General features: G+C 58.7%; 17 protein-coding genes. 6 read left to right on the top strand and 11 right to left on the bottom strand.

Translation table 11 applies throughout. The features are described 5' to 3' along the window. Positions 1–654: 654 nt before the first annotated feature. From J3U87_RS05075 to J3U87_RS05050, 6 genes are all read right to left on the bottom strand, one after another. Complete coding sequence (locus tag J3U87_RS05075; protein ID WP_237381948.1) at positions 655–3,012, bottom strand: HzsA-related protein; 2,358 nt, start codon at positions 3,010–3,012, stop codon at positions 655–657. Between the two features lie 359 nt (positions 3,013–3,371). Further along, complete coding sequence (locus J3U87_RS05070; RefSeq protein WP_237381947.1) at positions 3,372–3,956, bottom strand: hypothetical protein; 585 nt, start codon at positions 3,954–3,956, stop codon at positions 3,372–3,374. Between the two features lie 186 nt (positions 3,957–4,142). Next, positions 4,143–4,949 (bottom strand): carboxypeptidase-like regulatory domain-containing protein, encoded by an 807-nt coding sequence (locus J3U87_RS05065; RefSeq protein WP_237381946.1) that lies wholly within the window; start codon positions 4,947–4,949, stop codon positions 4,143–4,145. A gap of 92 nt (positions 4,950–5,041) precedes the next feature. Further along, complete coding sequence (locus J3U87_RS05060) at positions 5,042–5,689, bottom strand: response regulator transcription factor (protein WP_237381945.1); 648 nt, start codon at positions 5,687–5,689, stop codon at positions 5,042–5,044. Beyond that, positions 5,686–8,655 carry a sensor histidine kinase gene (locus J3U87_RS05055; RefSeq protein ID WP_237381944.1) on the bottom strand — a complete coding sequence of 990 codons (2,970 nt, stop codon included), beginning with the start codon at positions 8,653–8,655 and terminating at the stop codon, positions 5,686–5,688. Before J3U87_RS05055 ends, J3U87_RS05060 begins: the two co-directional genes overlap by 4 nt. A gap of 189 nt (positions 8,656–8,844) precedes the next feature. Continuing rightward, positions 8,845–9,930 carry an MBL fold metallo-hydrolase gene (locus J3U87_RS05050; RefSeq protein WP_237381943.1) on the bottom strand — a complete coding sequence of 362 codons (1,086 nt, stop codon included), beginning with the start codon at positions 9,928–9,930 and terminating at the stop codon, positions 8,845–8,847. 370 nt (positions 9,931–10,300) lie between these two features. Here J3U87_RS05050 and J3U87_RS05045 point away from each other — a divergent pair, with 370 nt between their 5' ends. Further along, positions 10,301–10,918: a TetR/AcrR family transcriptional regulator C-terminal domain-containing protein gene (locus tag J3U87_RS05045; RefSeq protein ID WP_237381942.1), complete on the top strand. Its 618-nt coding sequence runs from the start codon at positions 10,301–10,303 to the stop codon at positions 10,916–10,918. Between the two features lie 165 nt (positions 10,919–11,083). On the opposite strand, the gene tnpC is transcribed toward J3U87_RS05045, so the two are convergent. The 3 genes from tnpC to tnpA form a co-directional block, all read right to left on the bottom strand. After that, positions 11,084–12,703, bottom strand: coding sequence for an IS66 family transposase (tnpC, locus tag J3U87_RS05040; protein WP_237381941.1), 1,620 nt, complete (start codon positions 12,701–12,703; stop codon positions 11,084–11,086). A gap of 71 nt (positions 12,704–12,774) precedes the next feature. After that, the gene (gene tnpB / locus J3U87_RS05035) at positions 12,775–13,116 is read right to left on the bottom strand and encodes an IS66 family insertion sequence element accessory protein TnpB (protein WP_237381940.1); all 342 of its coding nucleotides are present in this window, start codon (positions 13,114–13,116) and stop codon (positions 12,775–12,777) included. Further along, a complete protein-coding gene (tnpA, locus tag J3U87_RS05030; RefSeq protein WP_237381939.1) occupies positions 13,103–13,381 on the bottom strand; it encodes an IS66 family insertion sequence element accessory protein TnpA in 279 nt (92 codons plus the stop codon). Before tnpA ends, tnpB begins: the two co-directional genes overlap by 14 nt. 900 nt (positions 13,382–14,281) lie before the next feature. Between tnpA and J3U87_RS05025 the strand changes: the two genes are divergently transcribed. Continuing rightward, positions 14,282–15,574 carry a hypothetical protein gene (locus tag J3U87_RS05025; protein WP_237381938.1) on the top strand — a complete coding sequence of 431 codons (1,293 nt, stop codon included), beginning with the start codon at positions 14,282–14,284 and terminating at the stop codon, positions 15,572–15,574. A 706-nt stretch (positions 15,575–16,280) separates the two neighbouring features. On the opposite strand, the gene J3U87_RS05020 is transcribed toward J3U87_RS05025, so the two are convergent. Further along, positions 16,281–17,021: an ISL3 family transposase gene (locus tag J3U87_RS05020; protein ID WP_237381937.1), complete on the bottom strand. Its 741-nt coding sequence runs from the start codon at positions 17,019–17,021 to the stop codon at positions 16,281–16,283. A gap of 26 nt (positions 17,022–17,047) precedes the next feature. Here J3U87_RS05020 and J3U87_RS05015 point away from each other — a divergent pair, with 26 nt between their 5' ends. The 4 genes from J3U87_RS05015 to J3U87_RS05000 all read left to right on the top strand — a co-directional run bounded on the left by J3U87_RS05015 (position 17,048) and on the right by J3U87_RS05000 (position 22,426). Continuing rightward, on the top strand, positions 17,048–18,184 hold the full coding sequence (locus J3U87_RS05015) for an IS1634 family transposase (RefSeq protein WP_237381936.1): 1,137 nt from the start codon (positions 17,048–17,050) through the stop codon (positions 18,182–18,184). A 231-nt stretch (positions 18,185–18,415) separates the two neighbouring features. Continuing rightward, positions 18,416–18,877, top strand: coding sequence for a LamG-like jellyroll fold domain-containing protein (locus tag J3U87_RS05010; RefSeq protein ID WP_337249571.1), 462 nt, complete (start codon positions 18,416–18,418; stop codon positions 18,875–18,877). Positions 18,878–19,152: 275 nt separating this feature from the next. Then, the gene (locus J3U87_RS05005) at positions 19,153–20,913 is read left to right on the top strand and encodes a cytochrome-c peroxidase (RefSeq protein WP_237381935.1); all 1,761 of its coding nucleotides are present in this window, start codon (positions 19,153–19,155) and stop codon (positions 20,911–20,913) included. A 964-nt stretch (positions 20,914–21,877) separates the two neighbouring features. Then, positions 21,878–22,426 (top strand): hypothetical protein, encoded by a 549-nt coding sequence (locus tag J3U87_RS05000; RefSeq protein ID WP_237381934.1) that lies wholly within the window; start codon positions 21,878–21,880, stop codon positions 22,424–22,426. 82 nt (positions 22,427–22,508) lie between these two features. Here J3U87_RS05000 and J3U87_RS04995 read toward each other — a convergent pair whose 3' ends face one another. After that, on the bottom strand, positions 22,509–23,777 hold the full coding sequence (locus J3U87_RS04995) for a zinc metalloprotease (protein ID WP_237381933.1): 1,269 nt from the start codon (positions 23,775–23,777) through the stop codon (positions 22,509–22,511). Positions 23,778–23,780: the final 3 nt, after the last annotated feature.

Genomic DNA, 23,780 nt, shown 5'->3' with positions numbered 1-23,780 from the left:
TAATTTTTTGAATGAATAACCCATGGCCCTTCGCCAGAAACCAGGTAGGGTATTTCTCGAAAATTTCGCCAAAATGTCGGCCCAGCGCCCTGGGTGGGCCCGGCACTTACTGCAACGTCGCCCCTCTCATGAATGCGGGAACTCCCCAGCGATTCGCTTCGATTAGTTACCCACTTGAAAACCCAGTGGCCGGTGTGCCGGAACACCGGCAAACCGGCCTCCGGCCTGAGCGAGGACTCTTTATGTAACAAACTCTGTAAAGCTCGAAGATAAAGATAAAAACCTAAAAAGGCGGATGTGCGGGGAGTTCTTCGAAAAATGTCGGCCCGGCGCCCTGGGTGGGTACGGCCGGTATGGCCCGGCACTTACTGCAACGTCGCCCCTCTCATGAATGCGGGAACTCCCCAGCGATTCGCTTCGATTAGTTACCCACTTGAAGACCCAGTGGCCGGTGTGCCGGAACACCGGCAATCCGGCCCCCGGCCTGGGCGACGACTCCGTGGTGAAAAAACCGACAAACACGGCTGATCGGAATGGAAAACGATCTTTTTGGCCATCACCGATGAATAAGGGATGACTATCTGGGTTTCTGAAGCGAATACAGGACCTGCAAATCGGAAACGGATGGGATTGGCGATCCCATCCGTGCAGGCTCTACCAGTACCCGGTCCAGCGACGAATGTCGCTGACGTTCACCACGCCGTCACAGTTTTGGTCGGCGTCGGCGTTGTCGGTGCCGAAGGCGTTGGTCAGGACGATGCCATCGAGCACGTTCACCGAGCCACTGTCGTCGAGGTCCGACTCGCCCGAGGTACAACTCTGGGTGCTTTTCCAGTGATCCAGAAGATCGCGCAACGCCAACGGCTCGTTTTCCGGGGGAGGATTGCCCGCCTGGTCGGTCGTGTTGACCCCGTGGCACGAGGCACACACGCGCACCTCACCCGGCTGGAAGGTGACCCAGTAACGCTCGCGTACCACCGGCACGCCACCGTCGTCGGTCAACTGCCAACTCATGGCCCGGCGTGCGGGAACGAATGCCGCCATCGACCCGTCCGAACCCAACACCACACTCCCGGCAGGACCCGAGGCATTGGCGGGGTTGGCGTCCGAAGTATCGTGCATCGGCTGGGCCAGGACCCGGCGGCCGGCACGCGGTGAATCCAGCCCGCCGATCCCGCGAATCCGGTCGGCCTGGAAAAACTGCAGGTACTTCAGGTCGTAGACGGGTCCGTCGTCGCCTAGCGTCTGGGTCTGGGAACCGGAAATCTGCAAATTGAACGGCTGCTGGCGATCGTTGGCGTCGCGCGTGGTCACGTCGCGGCTGACCACCAAGGCAAGGTCGCGGTCCCGCATCCATTGGCGCAGCGCATCGAGGTCGACGCCTTCCTCGTCGATGACGCGGCTCTCGATGTCCGGAACGGGATCGGTGTGCGCTTGCGGTTTGACCCGGGCGACGACCTCAACCGGACTCAGCTCCCACATCGGCCCGCTGTAGCTGACCAGGACATCGGGATCGTAGTAGGACAGGGTCTTGTCGATGCCCGCCGTGATGGGTTGGCCGGCGGCCATGTGCTGGCCGGTTGGGGCCAGGACCTTGATGCGGTAGTCGTAGCGGCTCGTGGGTTGGGCCCGCGTTCCGTCATTGCGGTCGGCGCGCGTTTCGGCCGTGTGGACGACCAGGACCTGACCGTCGTTCAGCGGCGCCACGTCGCGATAGAGACCCGAGTGGTCCGGTGATGGCGTGTCGCTCACGTTGGCGGTGTCGCGGTGGGTGACGTAGTCGAATCCGGTCTGGTCGGGATTGTGGCCGGCCGGGGCATGAAACGACACGACCTGCCCCGAGGTGTGAGACTGGAATTCGGGCGCGTCCACCGCGAAGAAAGTGCCTGGCCGAGTAGGGTCTTCGCGCGCCCGGAACAGGTTGCGGATGTCGTTGGTGTTGAAGCGACCCGAAACGGAGGAAATGAACTCCCTCAGACTGCCGTCGTCGTTGAACACGCGGTTGAAGTAACCCACCATCTCGTGGCGACCCAGGTGGTTCAACACCTCTTCGGCCGTGCCGTCGGTGTTGATTTGCCAGATGAAGAAACGGTTGAAACTGTGGCCCTCCAAATTGGTGCCCTCGAGCAGGTCGGTCCGCGCCCTGCGCGGTTCGGGAAAAAACTCCTCGCGGTTGTCCAACCGCGCCGCGTTTTCGCTCTCGTCGGCGTAGTTGAAGGTCCCGTAGACGGGCCCGTCGTCGCTGGTCTCGTCCGCGTCGGCCTGCTGATCCCGCTGCAGGTGGTCCCAGCGGGTGAACACCACCCGGCCGTCACTGTCGATGAACGGGTAGAAGGCGCCGGACGGCGTGTGGTTCATCAAATGGAGGTTCCCGTTCGCGGGGTCGAGCCGCCAAAGACCCGTAGGGGTCGGGGCTTCCTCGTATTCGTCCAGGAGCGGGTACAGGTGGCGCAGGCCGTCGCGCGGTCGATCGGACACGAAAATGATGTCGTCGTCCAATCCGTAGATGGGCTGGATGTTGTTGTAGCGATCCGGCTGATTGGGAACCTTGGTGATGACGGGCGTGTCGTCGGGACCCAACCCGGTGATCTCGTAGAGCTGCCAATAATATTCTTGGACTTCGAATTGCTCGGGCGCGCCGACGGTCATGCTGAACAGGGCCTTCTGACCATCCCAATGCACGTGGGGATCGCGAACCCCGATAGCACTTTCACCCTGATGACCATCCTGACCGAAACCAGCCGCCTGGGTGAGGTTCTTCAGGGTCCCGTCGGGATAACGAATGTAGAGGTCGCCGCCGCGCCCGGCCACGGCGAGCCGGGCCAGGTGATTGCCGAAAGTGGAGCCGATGGTCGTGAAATCGGCGGGTATCGGCACCTGGGTCACGAAGAGGATGGGGTTCTCCAGCGAGAGGCCGCCTCGCTTGCGCTCGGAGGAGGGCTCGGAAGAAGTCCCGGCACCGGCGTTCACGGCAAAGAACGCCAGAAGGCAGAGCATCGAGAAACGAAACATGGGTTCGATCCTTTTTATAGACATTGCTTGGTACTTGACGCTTGTTAAGGCCCGGAAGGGATCGGAAATATGATTGAGAAAAGCCGAGGCACATTATAGGTTCGCCAAGAAGCCAAAAAAGTGATGCTCGCTACCGAGACGTGGTTGAACACAGGCAAAGATCCGTCGCCGAGCCATATGTCACAGTGCATCTGTAAGGAATCGCACGATCACACACCAGCGCCGGACGGCATTCGGCCGCATAATCGACCTTCTTTTCGTGTAATGCGAAAGCGGATCACCTCCCAGAACGAATCGCCCCCTACACGCCAAAAAGTCCGGAATCGAGGATTCCGGACTTTCGAGGGATCAGGCGCGCATCATTCCATGATCAGTTCGGTGACTTCCATGAACTCCATGTCCACCGTGATCGAACCCTTGGTGTTGCCACCCTCGTCGACCAGGTCGGCGACGAGGTAGAACTTGGAACCTTCGATCCCTTCGGCGCTGACGACTCGGCCATCGGTATGACCGATGCCGCCGCCAATGGCCCCGACGGCGCCTTTCATCACTTCCCGGGCGAAGTCGGTGCTCTTTTCGTGGGGATACATGGGGAACTCGCCGCGGCCGTAGCAACGCAGGATCTTGTAAGTCCAGGGCCCGCCGGGATTGGGAATCCAATTATAGGGGTTGAGCGGATCGCGCATCATGCTCGGTCTGGTCTGGACCTTGGTCAGGATGTTCTGACTGCCTTGGTAGGCCAAGCGGATGTTTTCGGCAACCAAGGCGGCGCGGTCCCAGGTGCTCAGCCAGGCACCGGTCGGCGTTTGTTGGGGCACCGTTTGGAGATCGGCCAGGGTGATGGTCCCCGATTGCACCAGGATCCATCTTCCTTCGCATCTCAGACCGGCGAACAGCGGACCGGCCGCCAGAAGAGTCATCATCAAGATACACAGCTTTCTCATCACTTCCTCCATGTGGGCACCGCCCGGCGATCGGCACCAGACCGATTCCCCTGCGGGGCCGCGTTTGGTCGAGCCGGCTCCGGGCACAGCGATCCCAGGGACCGCCGCACGGTCCGGCTCGTCGTTGATCGTTTGGTTGGCGGTCGATCGGGCCGGGACCTCCGCCCGGCGCTCATCGACCGCGATTCAGTCGAGGTCCGGCTCGCCGCACCAAACCCGTTTCAAGATCTTCAGCCTGTCCCCATCGAGACCTTCGAGCGTGACTTCGGCGCAGAAACACAGGGTGGGCCGGCGGCTGTCGGGCCAGTTCCAGGGCACTTGAAACCACAGCCGGGCGAGCAGGCCGTTCTGGGAGAATCCGGGCACCTCTTCCAGGAGAATCCGGGCCTCGGTATGAAATCCCGGTCCCTGTTCGATCTCCAGGTAGGCTCGATTCCGGTAAAGCCCCGCAATGGATCCATCGGCGACGTCGATATCCACCGGGCCCATCGCGTCGACCCACACCCCGCGAATGGTGATGCGATTGGGGTAGGCGGGGTAGAGCTCGGCGAAATTGGCGGCGTACACGTTCAGGTGGAAACCGCGGCCAGAGGGGCCGATACCGGCGCCGAAGGGATCGGGAGGATCGTCGGGTTTGCCCACGGGCTTGCCGAAATCCACGGAAACGCCACCCTCGCGCAGGCGGTAGCTGACGAAGACGTGACCGGCCGTGGCCAGCGGGATGAAGTACCATCCGCATTCGGGCTCGGCCACGTGGTAGCCGATAGGCACTTCCGGAAAAACGAGGTACCGCCCCGCCTGGAGACCGCCGAGCTCGAAATATCCGAACTCATCCGCGAGCGCCTCGAACGCCTCGCCGGTCTCGTCGTGAACCATGTAGACCGTCACCTGGAGCGGTTTTCCTTCGGTATCGGTCACCTGACCGGAAATCTCCCCACTCCGCGCCGGTACCGTCAAACACCACCCCAACGCCAGCAGCCACAATCCTTTCATCGTCCTTCCCTCTCGCCTTTGGATGGGATCAGTATAGGCAGCCGCGCCACGCGTGCCCAGTTGTCCGCCGTCAGGGATTTCCGTGACATATGTCAGATCGGTTCCTCCGCGGTCAGGATGCCGTAGAGGCGCGCCATCTCCAGGGCCTGCATGCGCTGGTTGACCTTGCCGTCGTCGACGATGCCCAACTTGAAGTAGAGTTCGGCCACGAGGTTGCGAATATGGCCCGGACTCTTGTGGAGCCGTCGCCCGATTTCCTCGTTCTTGAAACCGATCAGGCGCCAGACATCCAATTCCAAAGCGCTGAGTTCCGCCGCGGCCACCCGCTCACGACAAACCCGATAGGCATCGCCCATTTCCGGGTTGACGAACACCGGCGAGCCACTCTGGACGACACAACGCACGACCGTGGCGAGGAGGGCGTACTTTTCCTTGGGAACATAGCCGTCGCCGCCCTCGATCTCGACCGCTTTGATCAGGCGTTTTTCGTTGGTCAGGGCGATTACCTTGACGGGATGGCCTTCGGCCCGCAGCCGCCGCAGCACCTCCAGGCCATCGATGCCCGGCATTCGGATATCCAGCAGCAACACGTCGGGTCGATCCGCCGCCGCTCGGGCCAGGGCGGCCTCGCCGTGGTCGGCGGGGGGAAGCACCTCGAAATCGGGTTCCTTGGCCAGTTCGCTACAGATCCCCTGGCGTGTATAGAATTCATCCTCGACCACCAGGATTCGAATCTTCATGCCTTGTCCTCCCCGGAGACGATCACGTCGATCTTGGTCCCTTCACCGGGCCGCGAGCGCACCGCCATGGTGGCGCCGACGGTCTTGGCGAAGGCCGCGGCCATGTAGAGGCCGTAGTGTCTTTCGCGTTTGAAGGTGTCCCAGCTCGCGGGGACTTCGAAACCGATCCCGTCGTCCTCGACCGCCATGACCAGATCCCGCTCGCGGTAGAGCGCGACCCGCACCGTCCTGGCCTCGGCATGTTTCCCCACGTTGCGCAGCAGGGTGCGAAAAATTCGGTAGAGACCCGCCCTGGTTTCCAATGCGTCGGGTTCGGCCTCGGCCTGAAACTGCCGTTGGATGTCGAGGTCCGGATGCTGGTCGGCGATCAGGTCGCAATAAGCGTCCAATTCCGCAATCAACCCGTAACGGAACGAGGGCAGCAGCAGGTCGCCGCAGAAGCCCCGCAGATCGGCGCAGATGTCGGGGAGTTGGCGCTGGGTGATGTCGTCCAGGGTGACGGGATCGGGGGCTTCGACCCATCCGCGCAGCCGGTAGATGACGCCGGTGAGGGCGCCCAGGGGCCCGTCGTGCAGCTCGCCTGCGATCTCGGTGGAGACCTGTTCCAAGTGCTCTTGAACGATGCGGGCGTGTTCTTCCTGCCGTTGCCGGGCCCGCTCGGCCAGTGCGTTGCGCTGTTCGGCCAGCTCGGCGCGATCGAGGGCCAGGCCGCGTTCCTGCTCGGCGATTCGAGCCTTCTCCTCGAGAGCGAGCCGACGCCGCGTTTCGCGGCGGGAAATCACGCCGTGGATCGACCAAACGAGCGCCAGCGCCAACAGCAGTCCCCAAAGCGGGGACCATTGCAGCCAAAGCGGGGGCGGAATCGAAACGGTGATTTCGGCTTCCCGTTCGCGGCCGCGGGCATCGCGCGCCCGCACGGTCAACGCGGCGTCGCCACTCATGCTCAGGTAGCGCGTATAGGCCACCGAGCGCATGTCGTTGCCCGGCATCCATTCCCGATCGATGCCGTGTCGCCGAAAGGCAAAGGTCTGGCGCTCCGGTGCGCGTGGATCGGCCAGGGTATAGGAAAGGGAAAAACTGTTGTCGCCCTGCAGGAGGGGCACGATGTCGCCGGGGAGCGCCAAATGGCGGATTTCGCGGCCGCCCACCGCGATGCCGGTGAAGAGCAACCGGGTCTCGGGTTCCTGCATGTCCGGGTCGAAGGCGATCAGCCCACTGGTCCCGCCGAAATAGAGAAATCCGCTGGGCTCGTGAACCAGGGTCGCGCCCGGAACCGCGGCACCGAGAAGCACGCCGTCGGCATGGCGATAGGTTTGGTATGACGAATCGCCCGGAAGGAGTCGAACCAGCCCACTGCCGGTGGCCGCCCATATCACGCCGCGGCCGTCCTCGACGATCGCCGACACGCTGTTGTCGGGAAACCCGTCTCGCGTGCTCCAGCCGGTCCAATGATCGCGTTCGGCATCGAACCGGTGCAGGCCACCGCTTTGGGTTCCGATCCAAAGCGCGCCGTCGCGGCTCCGCATCACGTGCAACAGGTCCTCGGCGTGCAGACCGCTGTCGTCCTTGCCGTAACGGTGGACTTCCCCATTTGGATCGATGCGGTTCAACCCGCCGCCATAGGTGCCCAGCCATACCTCGTGGTCGGCCACGATCGAGGTGACGATGGGTGCGGAAAGGTGACCGGTTCCCTCCCCTGCCGGATAACGCTGGAAACGATCGCCTTCGGGATCGAAGCGAACGGCGCCATCGTCGGTGCCCAACCAAAGATCCCGTTCCCCCGTCACGCGCCAGATGCGCTCACCGGCAAACCAGGTCCGTGGCTCGTTCGCCTCGTCGAAGGCCACCAAACCACGGTCGGTCGCCACCCAGAGCCGGTCCGCCCGCGATCGGCGATGGATGTCGCGGATCGTTTCGTCCGGCAAGAACCACTCGGGTGCGCCACCGGCCGGGTCCATGCGAGCGAGTCCCCCGTATTTGGTCCCCAGCCAAAGCGCCTCGTCGAAAAACAGCGTGCGCACTTCCTTGCCGGCGAAATCGAAAAAACGGAAACGCTCCTTGTTCATGTCGAGCAGGGCCAAGCCGCCGTGATCGGTGGCGACCCAAAGCAGGTTGGCGCGATCGGCGTGGACGCGGAACACCGTCTCGCCCCGCAGCCGTCCCGGCCCCTCGCCGGTGATCCTTTCGAACGTGCCTTCCTCTCGGCGCCAGAGCCCGGTCTTGGTGCCCACCCACAACCGCCGTTTCCCATCGACGGCCAGTGACGTTACCGCGCCAGGTGCTGCGAAACGCGTGAACTCCTCGTTCCCGAGGGCGACGATCACGCCACCGAGCGATCCGGCCCAGACTTGGTCGGGCCCGGCGAACAGGGAGCCGATGGAGGCCTCTTCATCGAAGGCAGGGTGGTGTCGAAGGCTTCCGTCCCGACCCTGAACGAACAAGCCCTTGCGGTCGGTGCCGGCCCACAGGCGTCCCCGGGAATCCACCGCCAGCTCGGTGACGCCGATCCCGTTCATGTCGGCGGTGGTATGAACTCGATCGGACCAGGAGAACAGCCCGTCGCTGGTCCCGATCCAAAGTCGATCTCCGCCAACGGCCAGGCTCCAGACGTGATCGCTGCCAGGCAGTGAAAAGGTCTCGAACCGGCCGGTCTTGCGGTCCATGCGGGCCAACCCACCGGCCGTACCCACCCAAAAAGTGCCCTGTCCGTCTTCGGCGAGGGCGGTCACGGATCCTGGTGCAATGCTCCCGTCGTCGGTCGGATCGTGGCGGTACCACCGGGCACGATGGCCGTCGAACCGAATCAGGCCACGCTCGGTGCCCAACCAGACCAGTCCGTAGACATCGCGCAAAACAACGTGGATCCGATCGTCGGGAAAACGGTCGCTGCTGGTACCGAGGTGCTCGAAGGTAACGGGCTGATCGTGGAGCGGTACGGGTGCGGCGGAAAAAAGCAGCAGCGGCATCCACAAGCACCACCCGACCATCGGCGATCCCCCCAGCTCGGACTCAGGAACAGAACCTCAATAAACACAGCTCGATCAAAGCCGGAGAAGTCCTTCTTGTCAAGCGGGGCTCCTTGAAAAACCAGAATTCCCGGAGGGCTCGGATCCTTCTGTAAATGGTGAGGTCGATCGATTCGAGCGAAAGGCCCCTCACTCGGAGGTGGCGCCCGCCGAGAAATCGGACACCAGTTCCACGCGCAGGGGTTCGGGCAAGGAGGTCGAGAGAACCGGCGCCTGGTCCGCGGTCTCCCAATCGATGCCGGGCCACCAACGCTGTTGCGGTGGGATCTGCCCTGGCACCACGAACTCGCCCTGACGGGGGATATAGACCTCGACCCCCTTCTTTTCTGCCGCGACCAGGATCCGCTCGGCCGGTTCGGTCCAGGAGTGGGCCGCCAGACTGAAGGTTCCCCAATGTACGGGAATCAGCAATCGGCCCTGCACCATGCGGTGGGCTTGCACCGCCTGCTCCGGTCCCATGTGGACGTCCGGCCAGGACCCGTTGTAGGCGCCGGACTCCATGAGGGTGATGTCGAACGGGCCCAGGCGATCGCCGATCTCCTTGAAGCCGGGGAACATACCGGAATCGCCGCTGAAATAGACGCGGTGTTGCGGGCCCACCAAGGCCCAGCTACCCCACAGGGTCTGGTCGCGTTTGAGGCCGCGGCCGGAAAAGTGGCGGGCGGGGGTCAGCACCAGGTGCACCGGGCCGAGCACCGCTTCCTGCCACCAGTCCATTTCGACGATGCGGTGCTCTTCGATGCCCCAATAGGCCAGGTGCGCGCCGACCCCCAGGGGCACGTAAAAGGGAACTTGGGTGCGGGCCAGTTTTTCGATGGTGGGAAAATCCAAGTGGTCGTAGTGATCGTGGGAAATGAGGACCGCATCCAGTGGCGGCAGTTCTTCGAGAGAGAGCGGCATGGGGTGGAATCGCTTGGGTCCGAAGTGAGGTGAAGGAGAGGTGCGCGGACCCCAAACGGGATCGGTCAGAAATCGTTTTCCGTCGATTTCGATCAAAATGCTGCTGTGACCGAACCAGGTCACCCGCAGGCCGTCGGCGGGCGGCGTGTCGAAATCCTGTTTGGCACGAGGCACCACGGGGAGCGGTGCGTCGGGGGTGCGCTGGCGGCTGCCGCGAAACATCTGGCCGATGGCGCCCACGATGTCATCTCGATTGGCGAGACGGTTGTGGAACACGCCATCTCGGTGGTTTGGCGACAGTTGGATGCGTGCCAACCTGTCCCCCGTCGGTTTCGAACCCATTGCTCGCCACATATGAAACACGATGACACCTCCCAAACTCGTGATGGCCAAAAGGAAAAATCCCAAAAAACGAAACGTGCGCCGTTTCCGCGTTGGCTGGTTGACGGGGTGACGCCCCTGACCTCGATCCTCTTTCATGCGGTACCTCGACAGGTGTTGCGACGCACATCGGTGGTCACAAAGTAAAATGAAAGGCTTGTAGAAGCTCTTCCCCGCCGGGTCACGCGATGAAGGTCGAAGAAATCCACTTGACCCGCGGCAGAAAAGTAAACAAGAATGTTTACCATATCACCCGTCTACGGGATGGTACACCAGATTGTTTACTTTTTTTCCTGGAGTGCCCGTGATCCCTTCAGCCAAGCTCAAGTTACGCGATCGAAAGCAGGCCGACATCCTGGCGGCGGCCATCGAAGAGTTCCGCGAAACCGGCTTCGCGGGGGCCCGCATCAACCGCATCGCCGAACGCGCACATGTCTCGAAACGAACGCTTTACAAGCACTACGAAAGCAAGGAAGCACTTTTCTACGCGATCATCGACCTGACGATCGCCGAGCATCAAACCGCCGGCCGAATCGTCTACGATGCGGGCGTACCGATCGAGGTCCAACTCAAAGCGGCGTTGGAAGCCTACTTCACCAAAATCAGTTCGGATGCCTACATGACGCTCTCGCGGATCCTGGTCGCGGAGTTCCTGAAGGATGGGGAGATCTCCGACGCGATCCTCGAACGCTTCGAAGGCCACAACCGGGGCTTCGCGGATTTGATCGGCGCGGCGATCGCCGACGGGCGCCTCGTGCCGGTCGATCCCGACTACGCCGCCACCCAACTGGTCGCATTGGTGAAGGCGTTCCTGTTCTGGCCGAAGTTCCTGATGGGCGAGCCCCTGCCCGCTCCGGAGAAGGTGGAGGCGATCATCGATGATTCGATCGCGATGTTTTTGAAGCACTACGCCCGAGATTGAGGATTGAGGTCTGGGAGTTTATCCCGGCATGGTTTTGAGGACGAAACACCATTTTTACCACTGAGTCGCCGCCAGGCCGGGGGCCGGGATAAGCGGACCACGGATTGCCGGTGGTCGGTTTGCCGATCGTCCGGCACACCGGCCACCGGGTTTCAAGGTAAGCGCTTATTGCGTCGCGTCGGGCTCTGCAGGGCTCGTGTTGGGTTCTGGAGCGCATGTTGGCAAGAGGCGTGCGATATCTGCGTCGGTTTCGGCGGTAGGCAGGCGCTCGAACAATTGCTTTAAATAGGCGTACGGCTCCCAACCATTTAATTTTGCCGTCTCGACGATGCTATATATCCGCGAGCTCGCCTGAGCCCCTTCCGGGCTGCCGCTGAATAGCCACGCTTTTCGGCCAATCACGTAGGGGCGAATGGCGTTTTCTACCAAAGCCGTGCTCATGGGGACCTCCGCGCGGTCCAAGAACAGGTCCAGTTTGTGCCATTGACCCAGCGCATAATGAATCGCCTTTCCCAGGAGGCTCTTGGGTGGGACGCGGCCTGCTAAATGATCCAACCAAGCTTTGAACCCGCCAATCTTCGGTCGCAACTTTTGATCGCGCATGACCAGCAGCTCTGTGGCCGAGTAGCCCTTCTCCCTGGCCTCCCGTTCGAGTTCGTACATCTCGCCAATGAGCTTCAGGGCTTCATCCGCTTTGCCTGTTTTCCCACCTTTGCCTTTTCGTCCCAAGGCTTTGCGGAAGTCCGCGAACTTGCGGCGAACATGGTCCCAATCGCCGGCATGCACCACCCCAGGTGCGCGACCCAAAAAGTCGTAGCCGGCATAGCCATCGGTTTGGACCGTGCCTTGAAATCCCTCCAGCAATCGGGCCGCCACTGAGCCCGATCGACTTGGATCATAATGAAACAAAACGATGGGTGTATCCGGTGGTCCACCGCGAATCACCCACATGAACGACTTCGTGGTGTTCTCTTTGCCGGGTTCGTTGAGGACTTGAACCGTGGTTTCATCCATTTGGAGCCAGGTGTGCTGCCTTGCCTGGGCAAGCAGCAGTTCCCACATCCGTTCCAAGCGGTTGCCTACATGGCGCGCCCAGTTACACATGGTTGCTCGCCCCAGCTTCACACCCAACCGACCCATGAGACGTTCCACCCGGTAGAACGGCAGGCCGTCCACAAATTTGGAGGCGATCACGAAGGCCAGCAGGCCGGGTCCTGCCATACTGCCGGGAATCAGGCGCGGCGCGCGCGGCGCAGACCTGATCGGAGCCTCCAGGACCTCGTCGGCCTGCTTGCAGGGCGCACAGCCATAGCTGTAGTGATGGTGTTCGACGACTTTGGCGACCGCAGGCTCGTACTCCAGCTCGCACGTGACATCCTTGCCGATCACGGTCATTTCTTCGCCGCAGCAGGCGCACTGCCGGTCTTCCGGTGGGAGTTCGTGCTTGTGAATTTCCCGCGGCAGGTGGTCCGGGAAGGGTTGTGGCCCGCGCTTTTTGCGACGCTTGTAGGTGATCGTCTCGCGCACATCATCATCCGAGGCAGACTCGGCGTCGGCGGGCTTCTCGTCAGCTTCAAGCGCATCCAGGTCGAACAACGCCTGCTGGCCGACCAACTGGCTCATGCGTTCGCTCTTGGGCCCAAACGCCTTGGCCTTCAACAACCTTAGCTGCTCTTCCAGAAGTCCGATATGCTGGTCCAACGCCGCGATTTGCGCGTCCTTGCGGGCGAGCGCCTGTTGGAGTGCTTCGTTTTGCTCTGCGAGCGATACGGCGGCATTGTTCATGATCCTTAGCCTAGCACAACCTACTAAAAACCAGTAGGCTACGTTGGTGATCCAAGGCCTTGATCTCCGGATTAGGTGCATGTCGTATACTGCAAGGTTTCGTGGGCCTGGTGGATATCCAAACCCTCCAGCAGCCAGGTGAGTTCGCGCTGGCCGATTTGAAGGACCTCGAGTTCGTTGGCGGGCCAACGAAACCGCTGAGCTTCCAGCCGCTTCATCCACAGGCAAAAGCCAGAGGGCGACCAGTAGAGAATCTTCACGAGCGTGCGACTGCGGTTGCTGAACACGAATAGATCACCGGAAAAGAGCTGTCCCCCGAGCTCCTGCTCGACCAACAGGGCAAGCCCGTTGATCGCTTTGCGCATATCGGCGGCATCCAGCGCCAGAAACACGCGAGCGTCAGTGCGTATCAAGGGTGTAGCCGTGAGCGTGGAGGCGGATGGGTTCTCGACTCTCCGAGGCGGCGCTGGATTCTTTTCCCATTTTGATGGGGACGAGCCGAAGTCCGCGACGAGGCTCGGTTTCAGAAATGCGTCGCTTCCAATATTGAAATTGCGGCAGCGCCAAGCCCTGTTGACGGCAGTAGGCCGACTGATTTAATCCAGACGCCTGCCAGTCTTCAATGCGTGCCTGCCACAGCTCCCGTTTCTGGGCACGAGCTTCAGATAGATTACGCATGGGAACACCTCCGTTTTGAGATGCCTCACTATCTCAATCCCGCTTCACAGTGCCTACCCGCGACGGATTAAGCGCTTACTGTTTGCTTTTGGCGAAGTGATTAATAATGTCGAGTTCAACGACGCAATGTCGGACCTCTTTGACTACGCGGATGTCCATCGTATCTGGGTGGCGACGACGTACCCTCCGCCCTAGTGTGAAAATACCTCGATCGCGGGCGTTTGAGCCGCAATCAAGGTGTTTTCACATTAGGGTAGGGGGCTCGACCCAGTTACCACTGACCAGGAACGGTCACCACCACACGAGGCTGCGCGTCGGGTCCCATTCGAGTAAAGGAAGAGGGGCCAAAACTTAAACTGTCTGCAGGAAATACCAATTCGTATCCAAGAGGTCATGAGTTATCCGAGAGCCCAGGATTCTGTGCATCGATGGTTTTTTCCTTGGGAAATTTCCTGAGCTCGATGGTCTACACAGCCACCTTCGGACTGTGGCCAGTGTTTGGTTTGGTGGCTCTTTTCGGTGGTTGTCGTGAATTTTGAGAATCGATTGGGTAGGGTAGGTTGCCGGTCGTCACTACAAATGGTTCCGTCTGAGTTTATTTGCTCACGTTTTATTAGGCCAATTGGCAACCTGATGCCGGACGGAATTTCTTTGGTGAGAACACCTATGCGAGATCGTTTTTCGTTAGGCATAACTATGATTATCTATATTTATTAGAGTTCATAATCAGTCATATCCAATTTATTGCTTTATTTTGGGTAGAAACTCAGTTATTCTAAAAAGCCTATAGAAAGTTTCGATTATGGGAACGATCTTGAATCCATAAGTTACTGTTTCAAGGTTTAGATTGAAACGATTTGTACGAACTGAATATGTCAAGGGTGCAATAGGAGGTAAGTGATGGCTGCTGAACAAATCAATGACCTTAAAAACGTATTTGGAACGGCTCGGGAAGTACCAAAAACCTATGTCGAGCGTGAAGGGATTGATGATCGATTCCTTAATGATATTACTCGTGACAAACATATCGTTATTCATGGTGCATCGAAACAGGGAAAGACCTGCTTAAGAAAATACCACCTTGAAGAGAAAGACTACATTGTAATTCAGTCATCGCGTGATTCTACGAAAGCCTCATTATATGAAATGCTTCTCAAACATGCAGGTGTGAAGTGCGAAGTGAGTAATTCAGTCACTCTTGGTGGTAAGCGAAAACTACTTGCGAAGCTCACTGCAGGGGTTTCAGTACCTTTTTTCAGCAAAGGGTCGGTGAGTGCTGGGGGGGAACACGAGAAGACTCGTGAAAATAAAATGGAGACAACGGATTTTGAAATTGATCCGGAAGATGCCAACGACGTGGTTCGTGTACTAGAAATTGCAGGATTCGAGCGGTACATTGTTGTCGAAGACTTTCATTATCTAGATGAAAACGTACAGCAAGCAATCGCATTTGACCTCAAACTATTCCACGAAGTATCTAATTTTACTTTTATTATCGTCGGTGTGTGGCTTGAAACGAATAAGCTAACCATTTACAACGGAGACCTTTCTGGGCGTATCGCAACCATTAATGCGGATCATTGGGAGGCTTGCTACCTTCACAAAGTGATTGAGGAGGGCGAGTCTTTGCTAAATGTAACCTTTCCGAAACCAGTGAAGGAGGTTTTGGTTAAGGGTTGCCAAGGTACTATTGGGTTGCTTCAAGAAATCTGTTATCGCCTGTGCGAGAAGCATAAAATCTGGAAAACTCAGGAAGAGAACGAATCGATCGGAACCGAGGAGGACGTGCGAACGATGTTGCGGTCAGTTGCAGATGAGCAAGCTGCCCGTTATCGAAATTTCCTTACTAAGTTTGCCGAAGGGCTAGGTGTAACCCAGTTAGAGATGTACAAGTGGATTTGCTATACAGTAGTTACATCTCCTATTCAGGAACTTCGTCGGGGACTTCGTCCAAACAACCTTTTCCACCGTATCCGCGCCATGCATCCATCGAGTGAAACGCTTCAGCACAATAATGTCCTTCAAGCCCTTAATCAAGTGGGTAAGGTTCAATTTCGACATAAGCTGCAGCCTCTGATTTTCGATTTCAGTAATGGCGAGCTTGTTGTGGTGGATGCGAATTTTTTGGTGTTCATAGAAACCCACTCAGAGGAGGAGTTTCAGGAGTACTTGGGGTTGGAGGTAGTGAAGTGAAAAATGGTGACTTGCCTGTTGTGTGTGGACGCTTCCCTAAGTGGGGTCTTCCGCAATTTTGGTGAACGCTCCCCAGGCATGCTTCTTCTGGGGGAAATTTTCTGACAGACCTTGACCTGGCGAATCTGGTGGTTTCTGCGCCGGTCAAATGCCAGACAGTACCCGAATTCGCAACAAATCAAATTTCGCTCTTCCATACATATCGCGTTTGATTTTCTTCAGACGATTCACCTGACCTTCCGTCTGCCCATTGCTCCACGCCAATTCAATAATGGGTGAGATATGCCCTTACTGTTGCACGAGACCCACGAAAGCCCCTGGCCGTGATTTCTTTCCAGAGGGCTGAAGCATTGTGGCAGCCCTCTAACCATCGCTGCCACAAGTACTCCTTGAAACCGTCCAAAAGAGATGTCCCTGTACGGGTTGCCGATCGCACAGGTGGGTTCTCCATGTAGAAATACTTCCTTACCGTGTTTCGACCAAGGCGCTGGGTCCGACAAATTGCTCGGATGCCTAATCCTTTGGCTTTCAGGGCTTGGATGTCACGATAGTGTCTTTCGGTATTTTGAAAGCGCCGGCCGACCTTCTCTGGTTCGTTTGATGGCATTATCAATTGGACCTCTGAGTCTTTACCCTGTGGCTCCTGACTCGACCCGGACACCGGACCGATTCTTGACCGAAAAGCATCGGCAAGCGATTGTCCCGATCATTGGACCAGCCTTTCAAGCAACTCGGTAAGATTTTTCCGCAAGTGCCAACGGTCGACGACTTGAATCGCTTTCGGAGCGCTTGTAGTGGCGGCGTTCGCATAGGGACGCCAGCGATCGCGGCTTATTATCTCGACACCGGGATGGGTTTGAAGCCAATCGCTGAGGTTGGCAGCTCCCCGATCCTCGAGAAGATCGACAGGTTTGTGTCGTTCGAGGTCGACCAAAATCGTACCGTACCGCTGTCCTCGTCGAAATGCGAAATCATCGACCCCAAGAACGCGGACCCTGTCCAATGGCGGGATTTCAGTATGGCGAATGACACGAAGCAATGTGTCTGCACTCCAATCGAGCCCTAGTTTTCGAGCGAGACGAGATCCCGCTTCACCACCGAGGGCCAAACCGAGGTCGAGAAGCTGGGAGGTTAACCTTTGAGTTCGTCGACAGTAGGGCGGAGCAGTTTCGGGAAAAGAATCAGAGAAGACCATTCGTGGGCACTTGGGATTGTCGCAAAAGAACTTTCGAACCTTAAGGATGAGCGCCACTGCCACGGCTTGCCAGGCACCATCCCAAACGATTCGCTCATAGCGACTGTGAATTCGACGGGAAACCCGTCCGCAGCGTGGGCAGGCGTCGCCGGTGCATGGGCTTTTGCAGTGGATCTCGATACCGCGAACACTATAGGACAGACAAAGCACTCGAATATCGGTTCCAGTGGGTAAAATGGAGAAGGGCATCATGACGACCACCTTCCAAAAGTACCTGTATGCCATTCAGAAACAAAGTAGATAGAGGCATAAGTCACGCCAAAGTGCTGAAGGCGAATCATCTACCTTCCGTTCACCAAAATTGCGGAAGACCCCCTTTTAGCCTAGCGTTTCCAAAGTACGGCAAGTCCAAGGAGGGTCATTGGAGCCCGCAGATCGTCGTGGCACTTGCGGTGACTCGTGAAGGGTTCCCGGTGCGAAGTTGGGTGTTTCCAGGGAATACCGCCGATGTGTCGACCTTCGAAACCATCAAAGCCGATCTCCGCCAGTGGAACTTGGGTCGCGCGATTCTCGTCGCCGACGCCGGCATGAACTCCGAGGAGAATCGAAAAACCCTGGCCCGAGCCTGTGGGCGGTACCTGCTGGCCTGTCGCATGGCCAACGTCGCCGAAATCAAGAAGAAGGTCCTCGCCCATCCCGGCCGGTTCAAGGTGATCAGCGAGAATCTCCAAGCCAAGGAAATAGTGATCGGCGACGGGATACAGGATTATCGTTACATCGTCTGCTACAACCCGAAAGAAGCCGAACGCCAGCGCGCACACCGTACGGAAGTGGTGGCCGACCTCGAGGAAAAGCTCGGTGGTCGCAAGAACAAAAGCGCGGTGGCCAAATGGGCGGTCCAACTGCGGGCTTCCCAACGTTACGGTCGTTATCTCATTGTCGATGCACGGAACAACCTCCGCATCGACAAGGGCGCGGTCCGGGAAGCTGCGAGATACGACGGAAAGTGGGTCCTGCAGACCAATGACCAGCACCTCAGCATGGAAGAAGCAGCACAAGGATACAAGAGTCTGTTGACGATAGAGCGTTGTTTTCGATCGTTGAAACGATCCCAAATCCGAATCTCGCCACTTTACCACTGGCTGCCCAACCGGATCGAATCCCACGTCAAAATCTGTGTCCTGGCGCTGCTGATCGAGCGGGTTGCCGAGTGTGAAAGTGGCCAGTCTTGGTTTCAGATCCGGAATAAATTGGAGAAGGTCCAAGCCACTGAGTGCGAGACGAAAACGCATCGTTTTTTTCGATTAAATCGGGTGGTCCCCGAGGTAAAAGAGCTCCTCGAGAAGCTCTCAACCCGTTTACCCCCAACGGTTTTGAAGATATCAGAGTGCGCCCGATCGACACCAGACCTGTAGGCACACGCGCGTTTTTCAGATTTCTTCTAATCTGAAGGAATTATTGCGCTTATATCTATGCGTTTGCCTACAAGGGGAAAACGCAGGCTCTTCCTCTCGCGCTCGATCGAGGTCCTCGTGATCTGAACGGTCGCTACTCGGAAGGTTTCTTCGATCGGGACCTGGCAACGATCGACTGCACCGGACCAATGGTTCAAGGAAGGCAGTTCCGTGGCGCCGCAGGCCAGGACTATGTCGCCGTGGCTCACGATGCGGAACTGCACCCCAAAGCGGATAACCATACCGGTCCGGATCAAACCGGCGGCGTCCACACTCGCCGCCGGGGCGGATCAGGCGGTGATCTCCAAGGGGAATCCCTTCCAAACGGATCAGTTATACCTGGGATTCGTGAACCGGGAACTCCGCTTCAATGTCGGTGGCAACCCCCAGTCCGGTATCACCTACGATCTGGCATCGAGCATGACGGCCGATACCTGGTACCACCAGGTGGGCGTCCGGGAAGGCAACCGATACACGCTCTACATCGACGGCATGCAGAAAGACACGGTCGAGATCCCCGACATCCCGGCGGATGGCAATATGTGGGATCTGCTAATCGGGTGCTACCAAACCGTGAACGAGCCGGGCCTTTTCGAAGGCTGCAACGGCGATGTCCGCATCTACCAACAGGCGATCCGCCCCGGACAAGCCTGAACGCGAAACACAGGATTTCGGACGCGCAAGTGTCTCGACCCTCGCGGGCGAAATATTCCTGAAAGATACGCTTTTTTGTTTCCGGTCACGTCGGTTACGGGGAAATCTTGGTTGAATGTGCCCATCGATACATTTCTCGTTTCAACCAAATCCCGTGTTTGGTGATCTGCCATGGAAGAAAGGCATTTTTTCCTTTGGAGTGTCCTTGTATGCATCGAGCCGTTTCGTTTTTGTTCCTTTTCAATGTCTGTGTATCGTTTCTCGGGGCTCAAGTCGTGAACGAGCCCCCCGCACCCCTGTCACCCCCACCCCAACCCGAGGAAAACCCGGTTACGCCGGCCAAGGCCTATTTGGGTAAAGCCCTGTTTTGGGATGAACAACTCTCTTCCAACGGAACCGTTGCCTGCGGAACCTGTCACCTGCCCTCCGCGGGTGGCTGCGATCCCCGTCTGATCGGCGACGTTCCGAAACCCTTCCATCCTGGCGCCGACAATCTTTTGGGCACCGAGGACGACGTCGTGGGCTCACTCGGGGTCTCGCTCCACTTCGACGACGGGACCTACGGAACCATCACCCATTTCGGTTGCGAACCCCAAGTCACCGGTCGAAAAACACCACCGTCCATCGATGTCGCATACGCCAACAGCCTGTTCTGGGACGGACGGGCCGGGAACCGGTTCTTCGATCCGGATACCGGCAGAGTCCTCATCCGGGGCAATGGCGCCCTGGAAAATCAGGTCATGGGCCCTCCGGTAAGCGATGTGGAAATGGGTCACGTCAACCGTGAATGGGGCGAGGTGGTGACGCGGATTGCCGCGGCCCGACCGTTGGCGTTGGCAGAAGCCGTGCCAGCCGCCTTGCATTCATGGATCGGCGACCGCACCTATCCGGAACTCTTCTCGGAAGCCTTCGGCACCGCCGAAGTGACCTCCGCGCGCATCGCCATGGCCATCGCTACCTATGAACGTATTCTGTACTCCGACCAGACCCCGCTGGACGTGGCCCTACGGGGCGGCACCCCGCTTACCGCCCAGGAACAACTGGGCCTGGAGGTGTTCGTGGAAAACAACTGTCACGCATGCCACGAGGGCGGGCCACTCACCGACAACGGCTTTCGCTTCATCGGTATTCGTCCTCCGGATGAAGATGTCGGCCGATTTGGCGAAACCGGGAACCCCGATCATTTGGGCGAGTTTCGCACCCCTAGCCTGCGCAATGTAGCCCTGCGACCACCTTATTTCCATACCGGTCGCTTCGAAACCCTCGAAGACGTCGTCGATTTCTACCTGCGTGGCGGTGATTTCGACGCACCGAACAAGCCCGGGTTCATTCGACCGCGCAACAACGTGACCGCGGAAGAGCGGGCCGCACTGATCGCCTTCCTGAAGCGTCCCTTGATCGATCCACGGGTCGAAGCCGGTTCGGCCCCGTTCGATCCAGTCATCCTATACAGCCAATCGGACCGGGTCCCCCAAATCGAAGGCATCGGGTTGGCCGGCTCCGGCGGATTCGAACCGAGACCGATCGCATTGGAGCCACCCATCGCCGGCAGTGACAACTTTACGGTCGCGATTGCCCAGGGACTTGGCGGCGCCGCCGCCGTCCTGGTTGTCGACGACCAGGATCCGGGCGTGACCGCGCAAATCCCCGCCCAAGCGGGTTTCGCCCGTCGCGAAGTTACCCTTCAGGGTACCGGCGAGGGTCAGGGTTACGCTTCGGTAAACTTGACGATCGACCCAAGCGCCAGTCCATCGAACGGTCCCTATTATGGTCGCTGGTACGTTTCGGACCCAGCCGCTCCGGGTGGGATTGCGATCAGTAAGGCGTTTCGATTCAACACGTTTCGTCCCGCAAACGAAACTTGGTGCGGAGCCGATATCGATATGGATCTAAGAACCAGCGTGTTGGACTTCGCCACCCTCGTCAATGAAACCGGCGACTGTCCCGTTCCCTGTGCCGGCGATTTGAACGCGAGCGGTTCGGTGGATCAAGTCGATCTGTTGCGCGCCATATCGAGCTGGGCCGCCTGTGATTGATGGCCTGGCTCGTGACATGTCGAGCCCTTTCGTCGTGTGAGACCTGTCCTGTCTTTCGTAAGGGATCGGCTTTCTGCTTTTTCAGGAGAGCCACGCACCAGCGGGCACACCCGCTCGATTTCGGGAAAGAAATTTCGCACTTGGTTTCTGGCGAAGGACCATGGGCCATGCTCCTGAAAAATGAAGCAGGTAACCAGGAATTCCGGAAGCCAGGAAAGGTTGGACACTTGGTGGCACACCATTTCCTGGCTTTTCCTGGTTGCGAACTTTTCGGGTTTCCCGATATTGGTTCGACGACGGCAAGACCCAGCTCAGATTAAAGGTACCATTTTGTTTCTAGAGAGCCGCAGACCAGCGGGCACACCCGGCTCGATTTCGAGAAAGAAACACCGCGAAGTGAGCAGGCCAAGGGAGCCCGCATGCCCGCAAGAGACGTAAAGCCCACAGGTCGAGCACGGCCGGCCTGCCAGCTTGCTCGATCAATCGAAGTGATCAAGCACAAATCGAACTCGATCATCGAGAGATCTAGCGGACCGACGAATCCGCTCCGCTCTTTGGTGTTTCGTGTGCGTGCAGCTTTGATCGCTTCGAAGTGTCGGGCCAGCGGCCCAACCTACCACCATGCCGATCCTCAAAGCAGGAGGGAACTCCTGGCATGGGTCACTTCGAATCGTTCAGCCGGCGGGCTTACCGCCCCTGCTGAACCTACCGGGCACGACGAATCTCTCAGTATTCGGGAACTCCGAGCGACTTTGTTTCGAGAAAGCCCCGAACCCCAAGGCTACATCGACCTCGGATTCTTCGCGCGGATCACATCCAGAGAATGACACCGACCTCCGCGAGTCACCCTCCGTTTCAAGGGTATACTTTCAGGACCGGATTTGCGTCACCAGATCACGCCCCGTTATTTTTCACGGTGTACGAAATCCCAAAAACGCGACGCCGCATGGTCGGAGGCATTCTCATGAGACAAATGACGAAAATCGACAGCGATCAAGCCTCCAAAATCATGAAGCACCTCATGGTCGAGGATTTCATCGTCGAAGCATCCTCCGCCGATTGGTGGGAAATGAGGTTTTCGGGTGGGTTCATCCTCAATTTTCACGCAATCACCTTTCCCGAAGAAGAAGCATTGAACCAATTCTTGACAAAGGCTCCCGTCCCTCTTCTGAATGGAGCCGATCCGCAAGAGGTCGCACAAGTCGCGATGATTTACAGTTTGAAGCGCCAACCGATTGCCGATGCCTACGTCACCGAAACCGACGACATCGTCATCACTTTCGAGAACCAAAGGCGCTTGGAAATCAACGCCAGGGTGGATATCGTCGATTGCGCATGGCGCATCACCACGCCGGAGCCGGGGAAAACCCCGCCCGCGCCGTTTGCCGGCGGCGATGAATTGGCCTGTTACTTTCCCGGAGATTTATGGATCGAAGAGGCATTTCTGTCATACGCGCGATCACAGATGCAGCAAGGATCAGGGAACGGCGATGACGGAAACGCTTCCGAATGAAGGTGCCTGCCGCTGGTGACCCCATCGGCATGGGCACGGTTGGCCCCACCCGATCGCTCGGCCACGCGGCCGCCCAAGAGGACTACTTCTTCGATTCGCGGGACAGCCCGCTCGGGACACCTTGCCGGTTTCGTCCTGCGCCGAACAGCTTGGAAGAACGCAGGGCGTGCCAACCCTTGAGCACCCAGGCACTGCCGAATCGCCACAACAGGAATCCAGCCAAAAAGACGCCGAAACTGGTGCCGAGGAACGTCATGACCTCGGGTTGGGTGGGCATCTGGTCCGGATGAAACAGTTTCCGGAAAAAGTCGCCGGCGATGGTGGGGTAGTCCAGGATGCGGTCCAAATGGCGCGGCAGAATCACGAAGAAAAACAGGGCATAGAAGAGGTAGCCCACCAGGCTGTAGGCGATCATGAAGATGGAGAGCCCCCGCGACCAGGGCAACGGCTCCACCGGCTTGCCGCGCAAGTAGTCGAACACGAATTTGGCGACCCGCTCCTTCTGTTGGCTCAGGTTGGGTATCCCCAGAAAATCGGAAATGACCCAGTAGCCATCGAACCGAAACACGGGATTGAGCGAGAACATGAGGTTGCTGCCGATCAGGATGGCGCCGATCAGAAAGGGCTGCAGGCCGGTGGCCGAGAACAGGAGCAGGTACAGGCAGCCGCAGACAGTCTGAAAGTACATCCCGCCCAGATCGACCACGCCCCGCTGCCAGCGCTTCAGCGACCAGGCCGAGGTGACATCGCTGTAGAAGACGGGATACACCATGTAGACCCCGATGCCGATCCCGCTGGGCGCCGCGCCGTAGCGAAGACAGGCGCTGGCGTGCCCGAACTCGTGCATGATCAGGGAAACCAGCAACAGCACGTAACCCCAGGCGAGGTTGGCGAAGCTCAGGTCCAGCGTCCAGGTGGACCAGGTCGACCGCGAAACGAAGAAGGTGACGACCAGCAGCGCCAGGGACGTCCAGGCCGCCGTGGCGCTGAAGGCCAGGGTCATGGGTGCCGACATCAGGTTGACCCAGGAGGCGGGCAGGATTTCCTGCCGAATCCAGAATCCCTTGCGGATGGTGCTGTCCTTCTTCTCGATGCGGTCGATTTTTTCCATCAGGTGGTTGTAGGCCTTCTCCACCCATTCGGCGGTCACCGGCTCGCCGGACTTGGTCGTCAGGCAACCCGCGATCTTGCCGTAATCCGTGTGTTCCTGCGCCAACTGGAGCAGTTCGTAGGCGGAAGGTGTCACCTTGAGGTATTTCCCGCCCGGCGTCTTGACCAGGTAGGATCGCTTTCGCTCCGCGCTGTCGATGGGCTGGTCCGAATCGAACTCCAGCCGGCTGGCTTCCATCATGTG

The organism is Sulfidibacter corallicola, assembly GCF_017498545.1.
GTDB lineage: Bacteria > Acidobacteriota > Holophagae > Acanthopleuribacterales > Acanthopleuribacteraceae > Sulfidibacter > Sulfidibacter corallicola.
The sequence above is the reverse complement of the archived record's forward strand: the minus strand, read 5'-3'. Positions and strand labels throughout refer to the sequence as shown.

Excerpts from the sequence above, each read along its gene's own strand:
- tnpA (WP_237381939.1), bottom strand. The coding sequence starts at position 13,381 with ATGCGTAATCTATCTGAAGCTCGTGCCCAGAAACGGGAGCTGTGGCAG.
- J3U87_RS05000 (WP_237381934.1), top strand. The coding sequence starts at position 21,878 with ATGAGACAAATGACGAAAATCGACAGCGATCAAGCCTCCAAAATCATG.
- J3U87_RS05010 (WP_337249571.1), top strand. The coding sequence starts at position 18,416 with ATGTCGCCGTGGCTCACGATGCGGAACTGCACCCCAAAGCGGATAACC.
- tnpC (WP_237381941.1), bottom strand. The coding sequence starts at position 12,703 with ATGAACAATGCCGCCGTATCGCTCGCAGAGCAAAACGAAGCACTCCAA.
- J3U87_RS05055 (WP_237381944.1), bottom strand. The coding sequence starts at position 8,655 with ATGCCGCTGCTGCTTTTTTCCGCCGCACCCGTACCGCTCCACGATCAG.
- J3U87_RS05015 (WP_237381936.1), top strand. The coding sequence starts at position 17,048 with ATGCCATTCAGAAACAAAGTAGATAGAGGCATAAGTCACGCCAAAGTG.
- J3U87_RS05075 (WP_237381948.1), bottom strand. The coding sequence starts at position 3,012 with ATGTTTCGTTTCTCGATGCTCTGCCTTCTGGCGTTCTTTGCCGTGAAC.
- J3U87_RS05020 (WP_237381937.1), bottom strand. The coding sequence starts at position 17,021 with ATGATGCCCTTCTCCATTTTACCCACTGGAACCGATATTCGAGTGCTT.
- J3U87_RS05060 (WP_237381945.1), bottom strand. The coding sequence starts at position 5,689 with ATGAAGATTCGAATCCTGGTGGTCGAGGATGAATTCTATACACGCCAG.
- J3U87_RS05065 (WP_237381946.1), bottom strand. The coding sequence starts at position 4,949 with ATGAAAGGATTGTGGCTGCTGGCGTTGGGGTGGTGTTTGACGGTACCG.
- J3U87_RS05025 (WP_237381938.1), top strand. The coding sequence starts at position 14,282 with ATGGCTGCTGAACAAATCAATGACCTTAAAAACGTATTTGGAACGGCT.
- J3U87_RS05070 (WP_237381947.1), bottom strand. The coding sequence starts at position 3,956 with ATGAGAAAGCTGTGTATCTTGATGATGACTCTTCTGGCGGCCGGTCCG.
- J3U87_RS04995 (WP_237381933.1), bottom strand. The coding sequence starts at position 23,777 with ATGATGGAAGCCAGCCGGCTGGAGTTCGATTCGGACCAGCCCATCGAC.